The sequence below is a fragment of the Leifsonia soli genome (genome assembly GCF_013408745.1).
Taxonomy (GTDB): Bacteria; Actinomycetota; Actinomycetes; order Actinomycetales; family Microbacteriaceae; genus Leifsonia; species Leifsonia soli.
In genome coordinates this window covers 478,968-497,503 of record NZ_JACCBJ010000001.1, presented here as the reverse complement: position 1 = coordinate 497,503, position 18,536 = coordinate 478,968, and the positions used below count along the sequence as shown (strand labels likewise).

Below are 18,536 nucleotides of genomic sequence, written 5' to 3'. Positions count from 1 at the left end.
CCCGGTGGACGATCTGTCCCCCATCTCCCCCCTCCTTCGACACGGTGTCCATGGCTCCCGATCGCCTCCGGTTCAGCCCAGTTTGCGCAGCAGACCGCGGGCGAAGCGGTCCTTCGCCTCGGTGTACGGCGGGTAGATCAGCCGGAGGGTGTCGGGGCTGAGCGGCTTGCTGAGCACCGCCTTCTCATGGCTGAACGTCCGCAGCGACCGCTCGCCGTGGTACGCGCCCGCGCCGCTCTCGCCGACCCCGCCGAAGGGCAGCCCGGCGACGGCGAGGTGCGCGGCCGGGACGTTGAAGCCGACCGCGCCGGAGCTCGTCTCGGTCAGGATGCGCCGCCGGGTCGTCGCGCTGGTGGTGAAGACGTACAGGGCGAGGGGCTTGTCCCCCGCACGGATGATGCGGATGGCGTCGTCGAGCCCGTCGACGGGCAGGATCGGCAGGATGGGCCCGAAGATCTCTTCCGCCATCGCGGGAGACTCCGGGCCGACGTCGGTGAGCACGGTCGGCGCGAGGTAGCGCGACGCGGCGTCATGATCGCCGCCCACCGCGGCGGTGCCGGAGCCGAGCATCCCGGCCAGCCGCTCGAACTGGCGATCGTTGACGATGCGGCCATAGTCCGGGCTCTGCGCGGGATCGTCGCCGTAGAGGTCACGGACCGCCTCGCGCAGGGCCTCGGTGAGACGCGGCACGATGGAGCGTTCGGCGAGCACGTAGTCGGGCGCGACGCAGGTCTGGCCCGCGTTCATGAACTTGCCCCACGCGATGCGCTGCGCGGCGGCGGCGATGTCGACGGTGTCATCCACGTAGACGGGCGACTTGCCGCCGAGCTCCAGCGTCACCGGCGTGAGGTTCTCGACCGCCGCCGCGGCGACGATGCGGCCGACGCGGCCGTTGCCGGTGTAGAAGATGTGGTCCCAGCGCTGCGCGAGCAGATCGGTGGTGTCCTCGACACCGCCCTCGACGACGGCGACCGCGCGCGCATCCAGGTACTGCGGGATGAGCCGGGCCATCGCCGCGGAGGTGGCGGGGGCGAGCTCGCTCGGCTTGAGCACGACGGCGTTGCCGGCCGCGAGGGCGCCGACCAGCGGCGCGAGCAACAGCTGCACGGGGTAGTTCCACGGTGCGATGACGAGCACGACGCCCACCGGTTCGAGCACCGTGGATGCGCGCGCCGGAAGGAGGGCGCCGGGAACCCGGACCCGCTTCGGCCGCAGCCAGCGCCGCAGGTGCGCGAGCGTGTGGTCGATCTCGCCGACGACGAACCCCAGCTCGGCGATCTGCGACTCCGTGGGGTTCTTCGCCAGGTCGGAGAGCAGCGCGTCCTCGAACTCCGCCGCGCGCTCGGTGAGCATGCGCCGCAGGGCCCGCACCTGAGCGAGGCGCCACGCGAGCGGCTTGGTGACCCCTCGTTCGAAAGCGGACCGGAGCTCGTCGACCGTGCGCGCATGCGTCATGCGCCCATCCTACGAACCCCGCGCTCCCGGAGCCGGGATCAGCGGGCCGCGATCAGCGGGCCGGACGGTAGGCCAGGTCGAAGATGGCGTGGCCGAGGCGCTCGCCCCGTCGCTCGAACTTCGTGACGGGGCGGTCGTCCGGACGCGGCACGAAGTGCGCAGCGCCCGCCAGGTTCACGAGTCCCGGCTCGGCGTCGAGCACCTCGATCATGTGCTCGGCGTACGGCTCCCAGTCGGTCGCCAGCCGCAGCACGCCCTCCGGCGCGAGCGCCCGGACGAGGAGCCGGGCGACCTCCGGCTGGATGAGTCTGCGCCGGTGGTGACGGGCCTTGGGCCAGGGGTCGGGGAAGAAGACGAGGATCTCATCCACCGAGCCGCCGGGCAGTCCGCGCTCGAACACCTCGACCGCGTCGTGCCGCACGATGCGGATGTTCGCCAGCCCGCGATCGCGGATCGCGCCGAGCACGCGGCCGATGCCGGCGCCGTGCACCTCGATGCCGAGGAAGTCGCGGTCCGGGTGGCGCTCCGCCAGGGTCAGCAGGTTCTCGCCGTTGCCGAAGCCGATCTCGACGACCCGGGGGGCCGTCCGCCCGAAGATCGCGTCGAGGTCGAGCAGTGAGCCGTCGAAGTCGACGCCGAAGCTCGGCCACAGCTCCTCGATCGCGCGCGTCTGGGCTTCGGTCTTGCGCCCGCGCACCACGAAGCTGCGCGGGCGGACGAGGGGGGATGGTTCCATCCCCCCATTGTCTCCGATCGACTCACAGCCAGGCGAACGGCAGGGCGATGGCGCCGATCCCCATCCCGACGAGGGCGAGGAGGGCGAAGAATGCGACGCCGGCCAGCATCACGGCGTTGAGCACGATGCCCCACACCGCGAACGTCTTGCCCAGCGGCTCGCGGCCCAGCGCCAGGATCCCGACGACGAGGCCGGCGACGGGTGCGACGAAGGTCCAGCCGAACACGATCGAGGCGAGCCCGAGGACGAAGCTCGTGATGCTGAGGGTGCGGACGGGAGCAGCGGTCTGGTACGGAGTGGTGGTGGTCATGAGTCCATCCAAGCGACCCGTCTCGCGCCACGGTATCGGGGTAACCCCCGATTCCCCCCTGAGGCGTCCCTCCCCCTCCTGAGGATTCGCGAGGTCAGACCTGCCCGAGGAGTCCCTCGATCGGGCCGCGCGCGAAGTAGATCAGGAAGCCGGCGGCGACGATCCAGAGCAGGGGGCTGATCTCGCGCGCCTTCCCGGCGAGCGAGCGGATGAGCACCCAGCTGATGAATCCGACGCCGATCCCGTTCGCGATCGAGTACGTGAGCGGCATGACGATGATCGTCAGGAACACCGGCAGGACCACCGAGAACTCGGTGAAGTCGATGTGCTTGATCTGCACCACCATCAGGGCGCCGACGACCACCAGGGCCGCGGCGGCCACCTCCAGCGGGACCACCTGGGTCAGCGGGGTGAAGAACATCGCGAGCAGGAACAGCGCGCCGGTGATGACGCTGGCGAAGCCGGTCTTCGCTCCCTCGCCGATACCGGAGGCCGACTCGACGAACACCGTGTTGGACGACGACGAAGTGCCGCCTCCGACGATCGCGCCGACACCCTCCACGATGAGCGCTGGCTGCAGGCGCGGGAAGGTGCCGTCCTCGTTCGCGAGACCCGCGCTGCGCGCCAGTCCGGTCATCGAGCCCATGGCGTCGAAGAAGTTCGTGAAGACGAGGGTGAAGATGAGCATGATCGCGGCGAGTGCGCCGATGCGGCCGAACGCGCCGAACAGGTCCACCTGGCCGACGAGGCTGAGGTCGGGCAGCGAGACGAGCGAGGTCGGCAGCTGCGGGACGGTCAGGTTCCAGCCGGCCGGGTTCTTGCCCATCGACGGGCCGACGTGCCAGATGGCCTCCGCGATGATCGCGACCACGGTGGCCGCGACGATCCCGATGAGCAGCGCGCCCTTCACCTTGCGGGCCATCAGCACGCCCATGATGATCAGCGCGATGAGGAAGGTGATGGTCGGGAGGGTCGCGATGGATCCGGCCTCACCGAGCTGGACGGGCGGCGAGGAGAGCGTCGTGGTGCGCACGAAGCCGCTGTCCACGAAGCCGATGAAGGCGATGAAGAGGCCGATGCCGACCGTGATCGCGGTCTTCAGCTGGGCGGGGACGGCGTTGAAGATGAGCTTCCGCAGACCGGTCGCCGACAGCAGCACGATGATCACGCCGTTGATGACGACGAGGCCCATCGCCTCCTGCCAGGTGAGGATCTTGACCACGTTCACGGCGAGGAACGAGTTGATGCCCAGGCCGGCCGCGAAGGCGAACGGCAGACGTGCGACCAGGCCGAACAGCACGGTCATCACGCCGGCGCTGAGCGCCGTGACGGCCGCCACCTGGGAGGTCCCCAGGGTGTGGCCCACCACATCCTTCGTCCCGCCCAGGATGAGCGGGTTCAGGATGACGATGTACGCCATGGTCACGAAGGTGAGGACGCCGCCGCGCACCTCCGTGCCCCACGTCGTGCCGCGGGCGCTGATCTCGAAGAAGCGGTCGAAGCGCCCCGTGGAGGTGGGCGCGCTGGTCGATGCGGAAATGGTGGACTCCCGTAGGATCGGTGGGCGGTGGCCCGGCGAAGACTCAGGTTCGTCGAGTAGTGCGCGAATGCGCAGCACCAAGCCTATTCCGACTCGAGACCTCTGAAGGACACGCATGGCGCTGCCCTGGACGCTGCACGGTGACGGCAAGAAGGTGGGCGCGCACGAGATCGTGCTCCCCGGCGAACGACTGACCTGGCCGCGCACGATCGGGCTCGGCGCCCAGCACGTCGTCGCCATGTTCGGCGCGACGTTCCTGGTGCCGCTGCTCACGGGCTTCCCTCCGGCGACGACGCTGCTGTTCTCGGGCGTCGGCACGCTGCTCTTCCTGGTCATCACGGGCAACCGCCTGCCCAGCTACCTGGGCTCGTCGTTCGCGTTCATCGTGCCGATCGTGGCGGCGACCAAGGCCGACGGGATGCCATCGGCGCTGTTCGGGATCGTCGTCACCGGTGTGCTGCTCGCGATCGTCGGCCTCATCGTCGTGGCGACCGGGACGCGGTGGATCGACGGGCTCATGCCGCCGGTGGTCGCCGGCGCCATCGTCGCCCTCATCGGCTTCAACCTGGCGCCTGCGGCCAAGAACAACTTCGTGCAGGCGCCCATCACGGCCCTCGTGACGCTGGCGGCTGTCATCCTGTGCACCGTCCTGTTCCGCGGGATGCTCGGGCGGCTCTCGATCTTCCTCGGCGTCGCCGTCGGGTACGTGTTCGCCGTCATCGTCGGCGAGGTGAACTTCGACGCCGTGGCGAAGGCGGCCTGGATCGGCTTCCCGCAGTTCACGCTGCCCGCCAACCCGTTCACGTCCCCCGCGGCGACCTGGGGCATCCTGCCCGCATTCCTCCCGGTCGTGCTCGTGCTGATCGCGGAGAACGTCGGGCACATCCGGGGCGTCGCGCAGCTGACGGACCCGTCGGTCAACCGCCTCACCGGCCGTGCGCTCTTCGCGGACGGCGTCGCCACGACGATCGCCGGCTTCTTCGGCGGTTCGGGGACGACGACGTACGGCGAGAACATCGGCGTGATGGCCGCGACGCGCGTCTACTCGACCGCCGCCTACTGGGTCGCCGGCATCGTGGCGGTCCTGCTCGGCCTCTCCCCCAAGGTCGGCGCCGTGATCAACACCATCCCCGCCGGCGTGCTCGGCGGAGTCACCACGGCGCTGTACGGCCTCATCGGCATCATCGGCGTCAAGATCTGGCTGGACAACAAGGTCGACTTCTCGAAGCCGGTCAACCAGTTCACGGCGGCGACGGCGCTGATCATCGGCGTCGGCGACTTCACCCTCAACCTCGGCCAGCTGACCTTCAACGGGATCGCGCTCGGCGCCATCGCCGCGATCGTCGTCTACCACGTGATGGCCTCGATCGCGCGGCTGCGCGGGACGGACTGAGAGAGGGCGCCGGCGGGCGCTCCTACTGGTGGAAGAACGGGATGATCAGGTACAGCCCGTAGAGGACGGCCAGCCCGCAGCCGGTGAAGCACGCGTACGCGCCGGTGAGCGCCAGCCGCTTCTGCCCGGTACTCAGCGGGTTCTTCCTCTGGGCCTTCTCGGCCTTGCGCTGCAGCTTCGCAGCGCGCTCCGGGGTGAGGACCGTGATCGCGTCGGTGAACTCGACCGGCTCGACGAACAGGGCGCGGCCCGCGGCGGCCAGCAGCCGGGTCCCGAGCGCATACAGCGCCACGACGAGGCACGAGCCGACGAGGGCGGCGCCGAAGACGATGACGAAGGAGGCCCAGTCGATCATGCGGATTCCCTCCTGCGCCGATCCCTCTTGAGCGGCTTGACCTTCTCGATCTTGACGACCTTGCCGGACGCCGCGACCTCGCTCTTGCCCTGCACGGGCAGCGGCTTGACGGCGTTCTCACTGCTCACCCGGTTGCGCCGTGCGCGCCAGAAGATGTAGACGACGACCGCCGTGCCGACCACGGTGTCGATGACGACGCCGACGGGGCCGAGGTTGGCGAGCAGCCCGGCCGCGGCGCCGACGATCGCGGCGGAGGGCAGCGTGAGCAGCCAGCCGATGGCGATCCGCCCCGCCGTCCCCCAGCGCACCGACGATCCCCGGCGGCCGAGGCCGGACCCGATCACCGATCCGGAGGCGACCTGCGTGGTCGAGAGCGCGAAGCCCAGGTGGCTGGAGGCCAGGATGGTGGCCGCCGTGCTCGTCTCCGCAGCGAATCCCTGCGCCGGCTTCACCTCGGTGAGCCCGCGACCGAGGGTGCGGATGATGCGCCATCCGCCCGAGTACGTGCCGATCGCGATGGCGAGCGCACAGGCGATGACGACCCAGATCTCCGGGCCGGAACCGGTCGGCTGGAGGCCGGCGGAGATGAGCGTCAGGGTGATCACGCCCATGGTCTTCTGCGCGTCGTTCGTGCCGTGCGAGAGGGCGACGAGCGAGGAGGAGAAGATCTGCCCGTAGCGGAAGCCGCCGCGACCGTCCGGCCGGCCGTCGTAGCGCCGGGTGATCCAGTACGCCAGCCTGGTGGCGCTCCACGCGACGACACCGGCCGTGAACGGGGCGATGATCGCCGGCAGGATGACCTTGTCGAGCACCACCACGAAGTCGACCGATTGCAGTCCGGCGCCGACGATCGCAGCGCCGATCAGGCCGCCGAACAGTGCGTGGCTGGACGACGACGGGAGGCCGTACAGCCAGGTGACCATGTTCCAGACGATCGCCCCGACGAGCCCGGCGAAGATGAGCACCGGGGTGATCTGCACACCGCCGTCGCCCTCCTTGATGATGCCGCCGGAGATGGTCTTGGCGACCTCCGTCGAGAGGAATGCTCCGATGAGGTTCAGCACGGCGGCGAGGGCCACGGCGACCTTCGGCCGCATGGCGCCGGTGGCGATGGGGGTCGCCATCGCGTTGGCCGTGTCGTGGAAGCCGTTCGTGAAGTCGAAGAAGAGCGCCAGCGCGATGACCAGCACGACGATGAGGGTGAGGTCCACCGTTCTCTTTCTCGTGTGGGATGCCTCCCCCGACGCGAACGATCAGACGCGAACGTTCATCGGAGGTTCATGCAAGGGACCTGGCGCGTTTCGACACCGTGACGATACTCACATGACGCCTGGGCCAGGTCAAACCCGCCGCGGTCCCGTGCCCGGGGCTAGAACCGCCCGACTCCCGTGACCCGGATCACCGCGACACCCTCGCGTGCGGAGTCCTCGAGCAGGACGTCCGCGGTGATGCCCCAGTCGTAGTCGCCCTCGGGGTCGGCGATGATCTGGCGGACCCGCCAGATCCCGTCGGCTCCCTCGGGCTTGTCGTCGACCAGGATCATCTGAGCCGAGCGTGCGGAGGCATCGGTGAGGATCTCGTCGTGCTCCGCGTAGTAGGCCTCGAGCGCCGCATCCCACTGAGCCTCGGTGAACGGCGGAGCGCCGCCGGCGAGGGCGGCCGCCTCCACCTCCAGCGCGCCGAGGTCGGGCACGCGATCGAGGGCGGCGAGCTGGATGCGGCGGAACAGCTCGTTGCGCACCAGCACGAAGAACGCGCGGCGGTTGGTGGTGACGTTCCGCGGGGCCGGAGGCGCCAGCTCGGCCGATTCGGCGGCGTGCTTCGCGGCATCCGGGTGCACCAGCTCCTCCCACTCGTCCAGGAGGCTGGAGTCGACCTGGCGCACCAGCTCGCCCAGCCACTCGACGATGTCGCGCAGGTCCTCGGTGCGGGCCTCGAGCGGGACGGTCTGGTTGAGCGCGCGGTAGGCATCGGAGAGGTAGCGGAGCACGACGCCCTCCGACCGGGCGAGCTTGTAGAACGCGATGAACTCGCCGAACGTCATCGCCCGCTCGTAGAGGTCGCGCACCACCGACTTGGGGCTGAGCGCGAAGTCGGCGACCCAGGGCTGGCTCGACGCGTAGGTCGCGAACGCCTCGTGCAGCAGCACGTCGTGGGGCTTGGGATGCGTCACCTCCTCCAGCGCCTCCATCCGCTCCTCGTACTCCAAGCCGTCGGCCTTCATGGCGGCGACGGCCTCCCCGCGCGCCTGGAACTGCTGGGCGGAGAGCACCGGCCGGGGATCGTCGAGCGTCGCCTCCACCACGGAGACGATGTCGAGCGCGTACGAGGGCGACTCCCGGTCGAACAGCTCGAACGCGGCGAGCGCGAACGGCGAGAGCGGCTGGTTGAGGGCGAAATTGGGCTGCAGGTCGACCGTGAGGCGGATCTCCACGCCGTCGGCGGTCCTGACCGCCTCGACGACGCCCGCGGTCAGCAGGGAGCGGTAGAGCTCGATCGCGCGCCGGGCCAGGGCGAGCTGTCGCTTCCACGGCTCGTGGTTGTCGAAGACCAGCGCTCGAACGTGCCCGTAGACGTCGCCGCCGCGGCCGATGACGTTGATCAGCATGGCGCTGGTGATCTGCATGGAGGAGGTCAGCGTCTCCGGCTCCGCCTCGATCAGGCGCCGGAACGACGGCTCCCCCCACGAGACGAAGCCCTCCGGCGCCTTCTTGCGCACGATCTTGCGGCGCTTCTTCGGGTCGTCGCCGGCCTTCTCCAGCGCCTTGAGGTTCTCGGACTCGTGCTCGGGAGCCTGAGCGGCCACGGTGCCGGCCGTGTCGTACCCGGCGCGGCCCGCCCGCCCGGCGATCTGGTGGAATTCGCGCGCATTGAGCTGGCGCATCCGCGTGCCGTCGAACTTCGTGAGCGCCGTGAGGAGCACGGTGCGGATGGGCACGTTGATGCCGACGCCGAGCGTGTCCGTCCCGCAGATGACGCGCAGCATCCCCCGCTGGGCGAGCTGCTCGACCAGCCGGCGGTACTTGGGCAGCATCCCCGCGTGGTGCACGCCGATCCCCTGCCGCAGCAGGCGCGACAGCGTCTTGCCGAAGCTCGTCGTGAAGCGGAACTCCCCGATCAGCGCGGCGATCGCATCCCGCTGCTCCCGCGTCGCGATCTTCGCGCTGGAGAGCGACTGCGCGCGTTCGAGCGCCGCGAGCTGCGAGAAGTGCACGACGTAGACAGGAGCCTGACCGGTGCTCAGCAGGTCCTCGATCGTCTCGTGGACGGGCGTGACCTCGTAGTAGTAGTGCAGCGGCACGGGCCGCTCGACGCCCGTCACGGTCGCGGTGGCGCGGCCGGTGCGACGCTCGAGGTCGTCGGCCAGAGCGGTGACGTCGCCGAGGGTGGCCGACATCAGCACGAACTGCGTGTGCGGGAGGGTCAGCAGCGGAACCTGCCAGGCCCAGCCGCGGTCGGGGTCCGAGTAGAAGTGGAACTCGTCCATGACGACCTGCCCCACCGGCGTCTCGTCCCCATGGCGGAGCGCGAGGTTCGCCAGGATCTCCGCTGTCGCGCAGACGATGGGCGCATCCGGGTTCACCGCGGAGTCGCCGGTCGTCATGCCGACGTTCTCGGCCCCGAAGATGTCGGCGAGCGCGAAGAACTTCTCCGAGACCAGCGCCTTGATCGGCGCGGTGTAGTAGGTGCGCTCGCCGCGGGCGAGGGCGGCGAAGTGGGCGCCGACGGCCACCAGCGACTTGCCGGTGCCTGTGGGTGTGCTCAGGATGAGGTTGGCGCCGCCCACGACCTCGATCACCGACTCGTCCTGGGCCGGGTACAGCCGGATGCCGCTCTCCTCCACCCAGGCGACGAACGTGTCGTACACGGCGTCCTCGGTGACGGAGCCCGGACCCGCCCACCCGGGGATGTCCTCGAGGCGGAGTCGCCGGGGGCTCTGGCGTGCGGAGGAGGACGGCGAGGCATCGGACATGATGCCCCCAGCCTCCCACGTCGCGGCGCGCGCACGTGGCGCGCGCTCAGGCGGCGGTCTTAGGTTTACTCCATGTCCGACTTCTGGCGGCCCGCCGGGGCCGGTGTCGCGAGCGTCGTCGCGGGCGTGGGCGCCGCCGAGCTGGTGAGCGCCGTCGTCGTGCAGAACGGCAGCCCGGTCCTCACGGTCGGAGCGCTCCTCATCGACCTGGCGCCCGCCTGGCTGAAGGAAGGCGTCATCGGGCTGTTCGGCACCGGCGACAAGGCGTTCCTCATCGTGTCGCTGGCGGTCGTCGTCGTGGCCGGCGCAGGCTTCGCGGGCTGGCTGGAGCGCGTGCGGCCGCCGCTGGGGCGCATCCTGATCGGGGTCGGCGGCGCGGTCGGCGTGCTGGCAGCGGTCACGCGGTCTGGAAACAGCATCGTGGACGCGCTCCCGTCGGTGCTCGCGGCCGGGGTCGCCATCCTGCTTCTCGGATGGCTGATCCGGATGCTGCGCGACACCGAGCCGACCCGCGTCGCGCCGAACGGGCGGGTCACGCGCCGCCGGTTCGTCGGCTCGACCGCCGCGACCGCCGCGGGCGGAGCGGTGGCGCTGATCACCGGCCAGGTGATCGCCGGCGGATTCCGGGCGGCCTCCGCCACGCGGGCCGCGATCCGGCTGCCCGCTCCGGCGCGGACGGCCCCGCCCGTCCCGCCGGGGGCGTCGTTCGACATCCCGGGGCTCTCCCCGATCATCACGTCGAACGCCGACTTCTACCGGATCGACACCGCGCTGCAGATCCCCGGCATCCAGCCGGACGACTGGAAGCTGCGGATCACCGGGATGGTCGAGGACGAGGTCGAACTGACGTTCTCCCAGCTCCTCGCGCTGCCGCTGGAGGAGTCGACGACGACGCTCACCTGCGTCTCCAACGAGGTCGGCGGCGACCTGATCGGCAACGCGACCTGGCTCGGCTACCCGATCCGGCACCTTCTCGCCCGCGCGAAGCCGTCGGCCGACGCCGACATGGTGCTGTCGACCAGCCAGGACGGCTGGACCGCGAGCACCCCGATCGAGGCGCTGACCGACGAGCGCAACGCCATCCTCGCCGTCGGGATGAACGGCCGCCCGCTGCCCCTGGAGCACGGCTACCCGGTGCGGATGGTGGTGCCGGGCCTGTACGGCTACGTGTCGGCCACGAAGTGGGTCGTGTCGCTCGAGGTCACCCGGTTCGACCGGCACACCGCCTACTGGACGGAGCGCGGCTGGTCGGAGCGCGGGCCGGTGAAGCTGTCGTCGCGGATCGACGTGCCCGCCGCGGGCCGGCAGGTGAAGGCCGGGACCGTCGCGGTCGCCGGGGTGGCGTGGTCGCAGCACGTCGGCGTCAGCGCTGTGCAGGTGAAGGTGGACGACGGCCCCTGGCAGCAGGCGACCCTCGCCGACGCGATCTCCGCCGACACGTGGCGGCAGTGGCGCTTCGCGTGGGAGGCGACGCCCGGGGCGCACACCCTCCGGGTGCGGGCGACGGACGCGAACGGGAAGGTGCAGACGGCGGCCGTGCGGGACGTCGTCCCCGACGGCGCGACGGGGTTGCACACCGTGCGCGTCACCGTGGTGTGACAGCGGAGACCACGCCGGCCCGGGATGTGATTGGCTGAGGTCATGGCCCTCCCGCCCCTGGTCGAACCCGGCCCAGAGCTGTCCCCCGAGCGGACCGCCCGCTACGCCCGCACCGCGCAGCTGCCCGGCTTCGGGCCGGTCGCCCAGCGCCGGCTCCGAGCCACGCGCGTGCTCGTCGTCGGCGCGGGGGGTCTCGGCTCCGCGGTGCTCCCGCTGCTCGCCTCGGCGGGCTTCGGAACGATCGGGATCGTCGACGACGACCGGGTGGAGCCGAGCAACCTGCCGCGGCAGGCCATCCACACGCCCGGCGACGTCGGGCGGCCCAAGGTGGACTCCGCCGCCGACGCCGTGCGCGCGCTGGACGACGAGGTCGAGCTGCGCCTCTACGCCGAGCGGCTGACCTCGCAGAACGCCCCCGGCATCCTCGCCGGTTTCGATCTGGTGCTCGACGGCAGCGACAACTTCCCGACCCGGTATCTGGTGGACGACGCGGCGACGCTCGCCGGCATCCCCGTCGTGTGGGGCGCCGTGCACCAGACCGGCGGCCAGGCGGGCCTCAGCTGGGCGGCGAACGGGCCGACCTACCGCGACCTCTTCCCGGTGCCGCCCGCGCCGGGCAGTGTCGCCAGCTGCGCCGAGGCGGGTGCGCTTCCGTCGGTGTGCGGTGTCATCGGCGGGCTGATGGTCAGCGAGGCCATCAAACTGGCGACAGGGACGGGTGAGCCGCTGCTCGGCCGGGTCATCATCCACGACGGCCTGCGCGGGACGTTCCGCGAGCTCGCCTACGAGCGCGACCCGCAGGCCGCCCCGATCACGGAGCTGATCGACTACGACCTGTTCTGCGGTGTGACCGACACGATGTCCCCCGCCGAGCTGCACGCGCGGCTGGGGGCGGGCGAGCCGCACACGCTGCTCGACGTACGGGAGCCGTGGGAGGCCGACATCGTCGAGCTGCCCGGCTCGCTGCTGGTGCCGCTCGGCGTGGTCGAGCGCGACCCGGCCGGCGTAGCGGGACGCCTGCCTGACGGTCCCCTGGTCATCGTCTGCCACCACGGCATCCGTGCCGAGACCGCGCGTCGGCTGCTCGCCGAGGCCGGGATGCCGGGGCTGGTGCTCGCCGGCGGCATCGACGCGTGGGCGCGCGACGTCGACCCCGGGATGCCGCGCTACTGACCCGCGATTCGGCACGAATGTGCGGAAAGGGCGACCCTGACCGCACATTCGGCACGAATCCGCGGCGGACGGACGGGGGATACTGAACGCATGACACGCGACCCCTCCGCGAACCCGCGCAGCGTCGACGACCACGCCGGCCTCATCGCGCGGATGCTCGCGCCGCTCTCCGAGGAGCCGGCCGCCGAGACCGTCCCGCTCGAGGCCGCCCTCAGCCGCGTGACGGCAGACGAGGTGCGATCGGAGGTCGACCTCCCGCTGTTCCGCAACTCCCAGATGGACGGGTACGCGGTGCGCGCGGCCGACATCCGGTCGGTCCCCGTCGCGCTCGAGGTGTCCGGCGACATCCCGGCCGGGCACACCAGCCCCATGACGTTGATCGCCGGCACCGCGCTGCGCATCATGACGGGAGCGCCCGTCCCGTCCGGAGCCGACACCATCGTGCCGGTGGAGGACACGGAGCTGGTGCTCGGCCGCGACGACGATCTGGCCGGGGCGATCGTCGAGATCCGCCGGTCGCGCGCCGTCGGCGAGTACGTCCGCGAACGCGGCAGCGATGTGCGCCGCGGGGATGTGCTCGTCCCGGCCGGCACGCGGCTCGGCCCGCGGCACCTCGCGGCGCTCGCCGCAGCGGGAATCGCGAACGTCCGGGTGCGGGCACGGCTGCGCGTGGCGGTGCTCACGACCGGCACAGAGCTCGTCGGGTCCGGAACCCCGGAGTTCGGCCAGGTGTTCGACGCGAACGGCATCGCCCTCGCCGCGCTGGTCGAGGAGGCGGGCGCCGTCGTGTCGGTGCGCGCCAGCAGCGACGACGACCCTGCCGCGTTCGAGCGCATCCTCGAGGACGCCATCCACCGCAGCGACCTCGTCATCACCTCCGGCGGGATCTCGCGCGGAGCGTACGAGGTCGTCCGCGAGGTGCTGCTCCCCCACGGCGCCGACGTCACCACCGTGGCCATGCAGCCCGGCGGCCCGCAGGCGACGGCCGTCGTCGGCGGCGTCCCGGTCTTCGCCTTCCCGGGCAACCCGGTCAGCACCCAGGTGTCGTTCGTCGTGTTCCTGCGCGACCCGCTGCGCGCGGCGGCGGGACTGCCCGCGGTCCCCCCGGTCGAGGCCACGCTCGCCGACGGCCTGCGGTCGGTGCCGGGAAAGCGGCAGTTCCTCCGCGGCAGTCTCGACCCCTCGGGGGCGGTGTCGCCGGTCTCCGGGCCGTCCTCGCACCTGGTCGCCGGCATGGCCCGCGCCGACGTGCTCATCGATGTGCCCGCCGAGGCCGACGCGCTCGACGCCGGCGCGGCCGTGACAGTCTGGACACTATGACGCAGCTCACCCACCTCGATTCCGACGGCCGCGCCCGCATGGTCGATGTCGGCGGCAAGCCGGAGACGGACCGTGAGGCGGTGGCCCGCGGCCGGTTCCTGACGACGCCGGAGGTCATCCGTCTGGTGGCCGCCGACGACCTCCCCAAGGCGGATGTGCTGGCCACCGCGCGCATCGCGGGCATCGGCGGCGCGAAGCGCACGAGCGAGCTCATCCCGCTCTGCCACCCCCTGCCGCTGAACAGCGTCCGGGTCGACTTCGAGCTCGACCCCGAGGCAGGAGCGATCGACATCGAGGTCGTCGCCCGGACGCGCGGGCGGACGGGCGTCGAGATGGAGGCGCTCACGGCCGTCGCGGTCGCCGGACTCACCCTGCACGACATGGTGAAGGCGGTGGATCCGGCCGCCACCCTCACCGACATCCGGCTGGTCGCCAAGAGCGGCGGAAAGCGCGGCGAGTGGAGGCGCGACGGCGAGGCGGCGGACGCACCCGGCGCTCCCGCATCCACCGCACCGGCCGCCACCGCACCGGCCGCCGCTCCACCCGCCGCCACCGCACCGGCCATCGTGCTCGTCGCCTCCACCCGGGCCGCAGCCGGAGTCTCCGAGGACACCACCGGGCCGGCGATCTCCGCCTGGCTGGCCGAGCGCCGGCTGCCCGCCGACGTGCGCGTCGTCGCGGACGCCGACGTGGATGCGGCCCTGCGCCAAGCGGTCGCAGAGCGCCCGCGCGTGGTCATCACGACGGGCGGAACCGGGGTCTCCCCCACCGACCGGACGCCGGAGGCGACCGCGGCCCTGCTCGACCGGCAGCTGCCCGGCGTCGCCGAGGCGCTCCGCGCGCGCGGAGCGGCCGCCACCCCGCTCGCCGCGCTCAGCCGCGGGGTCGTCGGCGTCGCGGGGTCCACGCTCGTCGTCAACCTGCCCGGCTCGCGCGGCGGAGTCTCCGACGGGCTCGCGGTGCTGGACGACCTGCTTCCTCACCTGCTCGACCAGCTGCGGGGAGGGGATCACGGATGAGCGACATCCTGGCCGCCGTCACGGGCGACCCCCTCGACCCCTCGACCGTCGACGAGTTCGTGTGGCGTTCCGACGCCGGTGCCGTCGTGTCGTTCCAGGGCATCGTGCGCGACCACGACGGCGGAAAGGGCGTCGTCTCGCTCGACTACCGCGCGCATCCTGAGGCGGAGACGTTCCTCCGCGAATGTTGCGAGGAGGTCGCGCGGACCACGGGACTGCGGGTCGCCGCGCAGCATCGCGTCGGGTCGCTCACCATCGGCGACCTCGCGCTGATCGCCGCGGTCGCCGCCCCGCACCGGGCCGAGGCCTTCGCCGCCTGCGCCGAACTGGTCGAGATCATCAAGGCCCGCGTGCCCATTTGGAAGCGTCAGCACTTCACCGACGGCGATTCGGAGTGGGTCGGCCTGTAGCCCGCTTCCGCATCTGCGGTCATAGGATGAGATCCATGCCGCAGATTCGGATCAAAGACGCCGCGCTCTACCTCGGTGTGAGCGACGACACCGTGCGCCGCTGGATCGACGGAGGCGTGCTCGGAAGCGCGAAGGACGAGTCGGGCCGCACGGTCGTCGACGGCCTGGAGCTCGCGCAGCTCGCCAAGCAGAACGCCGTGCTGCCGGGCGACCCCTCGGGCGTCGCGGGCTCGGCGCGCAACCGCTTCGTCGGGCTCGTCACCGGCATCGTGATGGACCGCGTGATGGCCCAGGTCGAGCTGCAGTGCGGCCCGCACCGGGTCGTCTCGCTCATCAGCAGCGAAGCGCTGCGCGAGCTGGGCCTCGAACCCGGATCGGTCGCGGTGGCCGTCATCAAGGCGACGAATGTCATCGTCGAGGCTCCGGCGGTCGCCCGATGACGGCGCTCCCGCCCCGCTCCGCGCGTCGCGACCGCCGCGCCCGCGTGACGGCGGTGACCGCCGCCGCCCTGACCGCCGCCCTCCTGGCCCTCTCCGGCTGCAGCGGCCCTGCCGCATCCCTCCCGTCCTCCACGCCTTCGTCCGCGGATGTGACCGGCACCGTGACCGTCTTCGCCGCCGCCTCGCTCACGAAGACGTTCACCGAGCTCGGCAGGCGGTTCGAGGCGGCGCATCCCGGAACGACCGTGACCTTCTCGTTCGCCGGCTCCTCCGACCTGGTCTCGCAGCTGGCCGCGGGCGCCCCGGCGGACGTGTTCGCCTCGGCCGACGAGGCGAACATGGCCAAGGCGGTGGATGCGCAGGTCGTCAGCGGCTCCCCCGTCGACTTCGCCACGAACGTGCTCGCCATCGCCGTGCCGCGCGGCAATCCGGCTCACATCACCGGCTTCGCCGACCTCGCCTCCCCCGGCGTCAAGACGGTGGTCTGTGCGCCCCAGGTGCCGTGCGGCGCCGCCACCGCGAAGGTCGAGGCATCGGCCGGCGTGACCCTGACGCCGGTGAGCCAGGAGTCCTCGGTGACGGACGTCCTCGGCAAGGTGACCTCGGGAGAGGCGGACGCCGGGATCGTCTACGCCACCGACGTGAAGGGCGCAGGCTCGGCCGTGGGGTCCGTGCCGTTCCCGGAGGCGGCGAAGACGGTCAACGTCTACCCGATCACCGCGGTGGCGCACGCACCGAACGCCCCGGGGGCGAAGGCGTTCGTCGCCTTCGTCACCGGACCCGAGGGGCGCCGGGTGCTCTCCGCCGCCGGATTCGGGGCACCGTGACCGCGGAGGTGCCGACGCGATGAGCGCGCGGCTGGGCGTTCCGCGGTGGATCGTGGTGGTCGCCGCCCTCGGCGGCCTGTTCATCGTGCTCCCGCTGGTCGCGATGGCCGCGCGCGTCGACTGGGCGCACTTCCTCCCGCTCATCACGTCGCCGTCGTCGGTGGATGCGCTGCTCCTCAGCCTGCGGACATCGCTGCTGGCCACGGCCGGCTGCCTGGTGCTCGGCGTCCCGATGGCGGTCGTGCTCGCCCGGGTGCCGTTCGCCGGGCGCCGCGTCGTGCGCGCCGTCGTCCTGCTGCCGCTCGTGCTGCCGCCGGTCGTCGGCGGCCTGGCGCTGCTCGCGCTGTACGGCCGCCGCGGCCTGCTCGGCGGCGCCATCGATGTCGCCTTCTCGACGCCCGCCGTGGTGATCGCGCAGACGTTCGTCGCGCTCCCCTTCCTCGTGCTGAGCCTGGAGGGCGCACTGCGCTCGGCCGGCGAGCGCTACGAGGCGGTGGCGGCGACGCTCGGCGCCCGGCCGTCCACCGTCCTGTTCCGGGTGACGCTGCCGCTGGTGCTGCCGGCGATCGTCTCCGGGTCGATCCTGTCGTTCGCGCGGGCGCTCGGCGAGTTCGGCGCGACCCTGACCTTCGCCGGCAGCCTGCAGGGGGTGACCAGAACGCTGCCGCTGGAGATCTACCTGCAGCGCGAGACCGATCCGGATGCGGCCGTCGCGCTCTCGCTCGTCCTGGTGGCCGTCGCGATCGCCGTCGTGGCCGTCGCCCACGGAGCCGGCGAGGGCCTCCGCCCGCGGCGGGCGGGCACCGACGCCGACGCCCGGCAGCGGACGGCATGAGCCTCCGGCTGGCCGCGTCGCTCGCGGCACGGGACGTCGCCGTCGAGCTCTCCGTCGCCGACGGCGAGACCCTCGCTCTGCTCGGCCCCAACGGCGCGGGGAAGTCGACGGTGCTCGGCATGCTGGCCGGCCTGCTCCGCCCGGACGACGGCCGGGCGACGCTCGGCGACGAGACCCTGTTCGACCTCCCCCGAGACTGGCGGCCGCCGCACCTCCGCGGCGTCGCGCTGCTCGCGCAGGACGCACTGCTCTTCCCGCACCTCAGCGTCCGCGAGAACGTGGCCTTCGGGCCGCGGTCGGCGGGCGCCACCCGCGCCGAGGCGGCGGACCGGGCGGACGAGTGGATGCGGAGGACGGCCACCGCGGAGTTCGCCGACCGGCGCCCTTCCGAGCTCTCCGGGGGGCAGGCGCAGCGGGCCGCCGTCGCGCGGGCGCTCGCCGCTGAGCCCCGGCTGCTGCTGCTCGACGAGCCGCTGTCGGCGCTGGATGTGGGGGTCGCCGCCGAACTCAGGGGAACGCTGGCCGGCGTGCTGGCCGGACGCACGACGGTCCTCGTCACCCACGACGCGCTGGACGCGTACCTCCTCGCCGACCGCGTCGCGGTCATGCACGCGGGCCGCGTGGTGGAGCAGGGACCGATGCGGCAGGTGCTCGAGCGGCCACGGCATCCCTTCACCGCCGAGCTCTCCGGGCTGACGCTGCTGACGGGCGCCCGGACGGCCGAGGGCATCGAGACGGGCGACGGGATGCGGCTGCGCGCCACCGCCGTCGCGGCCGTTCCGGTGGGTGCTCCGGCGCTGGCGGCGGTGCGCCCGTCCGCCGTTCGTGTGCTGGCGGGCGCAGGGTCGACCCGCGTCACGGACGCGGACCGCCCCGAGCGCGTCACGGACGCGGACCGCCCCGACCGCATCCCCGCGATCGTCACCGGCCTCGAGCCGCAGGCCGACCTCGTCCGGGTCCGCACCGACCGCCTCGACGCGCTGGTGCCGCCCGCCGACGTGGCCGACCTCCGCCTGCGCATCGGCGACCGCGTGACCCTCGACGTCCCGCCCTCCGCCGTGACCGTCTACCCCGCCTGACCCCACCGTCGAGTCCGCGATCTTTGCACGCTCGGGCGCCCGAAACCGTGCAAAGATCGCGGACTCGACGGT

General features: G+C 72.1%; 17 protein-coding genes. 10 read left to right on the top strand and 7 right to left on the bottom strand.

Annotation, left to right across the window (positions count from 1 at the left end):
- Nucleotides 1–72 precede the first annotated feature (72 nt).
- The 4 genes from BJ963_RS02435 to BJ963_RS02420 all read right to left on the bottom strand — a co-directional run bounded on the left by BJ963_RS02435 (nt 73) and on the right by BJ963_RS02420 (nt 3,951).
- Entirely contained in the window at nt 73–1,455 is a 1,383-nt protein-coding gene (locus BJ963_RS02435) for an aldehyde dehydrogenase family protein (RefSeq protein ID WP_179454356.1), read from the bottom strand.
- Nucleotides 1,456–1,507: 52 nt separating this feature from the next.
- The gene (trmB, locus tag BJ963_RS02430) at nt 1,508–2,191 is read right to left on the bottom strand and encodes a tRNA (guanosine(46)-N7)-methyltransferase TrmB (RefSeq protein ID WP_179454354.1); all 684 of its coding nucleotides are present in this window, start codon (nt 2,189–2,191) and stop codon (nt 1,508–1,510) included.
- A 22-nt stretch (nt 2,192–2,213) separates the two neighbouring features.
- Complete coding sequence (locus BJ963_RS02425; RefSeq protein WP_089912375.1) at nt 2,214–2,501, bottom strand: hypothetical protein; 288 nt, start codon at nt 2,499–2,501, stop codon at nt 2,214–2,216.
- Nucleotides 2,502–2,595: 94 nt separating this feature from the next.
- Complete coding sequence (locus BJ963_RS02420) at nt 2,596–3,951, bottom strand: NCS2 family permease (protein WP_425484708.1); 1,356 nt, start codon at nt 3,949–3,951, stop codon at nt 2,596–2,598.
- Nucleotides 3,952–4,156: 205 nt separating this feature from the next.
- On the opposite strand from BJ963_RS02420, the gene BJ963_RS02415 reads away from it, so the two are divergent.
- Nucleotides 4,157–5,434 carry a uracil-xanthine permease family protein gene (locus BJ963_RS02415; RefSeq protein ID WP_179454352.1) on the top strand — a complete coding sequence of 426 codons (1,278 nt, stop codon included), beginning with the start codon at nt 4,157–4,159 and terminating at the stop codon, nt 5,432–5,434.
- A gap of 22 nt (nt 5,435–5,456) precedes the next feature.
- Here the strand turns inward: BJ963_RS02415 and BJ963_RS02410 are convergent, their stop codons facing one another.
- From BJ963_RS02410 to BJ963_RS02400, 3 genes are all read right to left on the bottom strand, one after another.
- Nucleotides 5,457–5,789: a peptidase gene (locus tag BJ963_RS02410; RefSeq protein ID WP_089912386.1), complete on the bottom strand. Its 333-nt coding sequence runs from the start codon at nt 5,787–5,789 to the stop codon at nt 5,457–5,459.
- Nucleotides 5,786–7,000 (bottom strand): inorganic phosphate transporter, encoded by a 1,215-nt coding sequence (locus BJ963_RS02405; RefSeq protein WP_089912388.1) that lies wholly within the window; start codon nt 6,998–7,000, stop codon nt 5,786–5,788. The genes BJ963_RS02410 and BJ963_RS02405 overlap by 4 nt, the downstream gene beginning before the upstream one ends.
- A gap of 158 nt (nt 7,001–7,158) precedes the next feature.
- A complete protein-coding gene (locus BJ963_RS02400; protein ID WP_179454350.1) occupies nt 7,159–9,762 on the bottom strand; it encodes a DEAD/DEAH box helicase in 2,604 nt (867 codons plus the stop codon).
- A gap of 72 nt (nt 9,763–9,834) precedes the next feature.
- Between BJ963_RS02400 and BJ963_RS02395 the strand changes: the two genes are divergently transcribed.
- The 9 genes from BJ963_RS02395 to BJ963_RS02355 all read left to right on the top strand — a co-directional run bounded on the left by BJ963_RS02395 (nt 9,835) and on the right by BJ963_RS02355 (nt 18,464).
- Entirely contained in the window at nt 9,835–11,361 is a 1,527-nt protein-coding gene (locus BJ963_RS02395; RefSeq protein WP_179454348.1) for a molybdopterin-dependent oxidoreductase, read from the top strand.
- A 42-nt stretch (nt 11,362–11,403) separates the two neighbouring features.
- Entirely contained in the window at nt 11,404–12,534 is a 1,131-nt protein-coding gene (locus BJ963_RS02390; RefSeq protein ID WP_179454346.1) for a ThiF family adenylyltransferase, read from the top strand.
- A 90-nt stretch (nt 12,535–12,624) separates the two neighbouring features.
- Nucleotides 12,625–13,854 (top strand): molybdopterin molybdotransferase MoeA, encoded by a 1,230-nt coding sequence (locus tag BJ963_RS02385; protein ID WP_179454344.1) that lies wholly within the window; start codon nt 12,625–12,627, stop codon nt 13,852–13,854.
- Nucleotides 13,851–14,873 carry a bifunctional molybdenum cofactor biosynthesis protein MoaC/MoaB gene (gene moaCB / locus BJ963_RS02380; RefSeq protein WP_179454342.1) on the top strand — a complete coding sequence of 341 codons (1,023 nt, stop codon included), beginning with the start codon at nt 13,851–13,853 and terminating at the stop codon, nt 14,871–14,873. The genes BJ963_RS02385 and moaCB overlap by 4 nt, the downstream gene beginning before the upstream one ends.
- Complete coding sequence (locus BJ963_RS02375) at nt 14,870–15,283, top strand: molybdenum cofactor biosynthesis protein MoaE (protein ID WP_179454340.1); 414 nt, start codon at nt 14,870–14,872, stop codon at nt 15,281–15,283. Before moaCB ends, BJ963_RS02375 begins: the two co-directional genes overlap by 4 nt.
- Nucleotides 15,284–15,318: 35 nt before the next feature.
- Nucleotides 15,319–15,723 carry a TOBE domain-containing protein gene (locus tag BJ963_RS02370; protein ID WP_179454338.1) on the top strand — a complete coding sequence of 135 codons (405 nt, stop codon included), beginning with the start codon at nt 15,319–15,321 and terminating at the stop codon, nt 15,721–15,723.
- Nucleotides 15,720–16,550, top strand: coding sequence for a molybdate ABC transporter substrate-binding protein (gene modA, locus BJ963_RS02365; protein ID WP_179454336.1), 831 nt, complete (start codon nt 15,720–15,722; stop codon nt 16,548–16,550). The genes BJ963_RS02370 and modA overlap by 4 nt, the downstream gene beginning before the upstream one ends.
- A 19-nt stretch (nt 16,551–16,569) precedes the next feature.
- Nucleotides 16,570–17,385, top strand: coding sequence for an ABC transporter permease (locus tag BJ963_RS02360; RefSeq protein WP_179454334.1), 816 nt, complete (start codon nt 16,570–16,572; stop codon nt 17,383–17,385).
- On the top strand, nt 17,382–18,464 hold the full coding sequence (locus tag BJ963_RS02355) for an ABC transporter ATP-binding protein (RefSeq protein ID WP_179454332.1): 1,083 nt from the start codon (nt 17,382–17,384) through the stop codon (nt 18,462–18,464). The genes BJ963_RS02360 and BJ963_RS02355 overlap by 4 nt, the downstream gene beginning before the upstream one ends.
- The last annotated feature ends 72 nt before the right edge of the window (nt 18,465–18,536 follow it).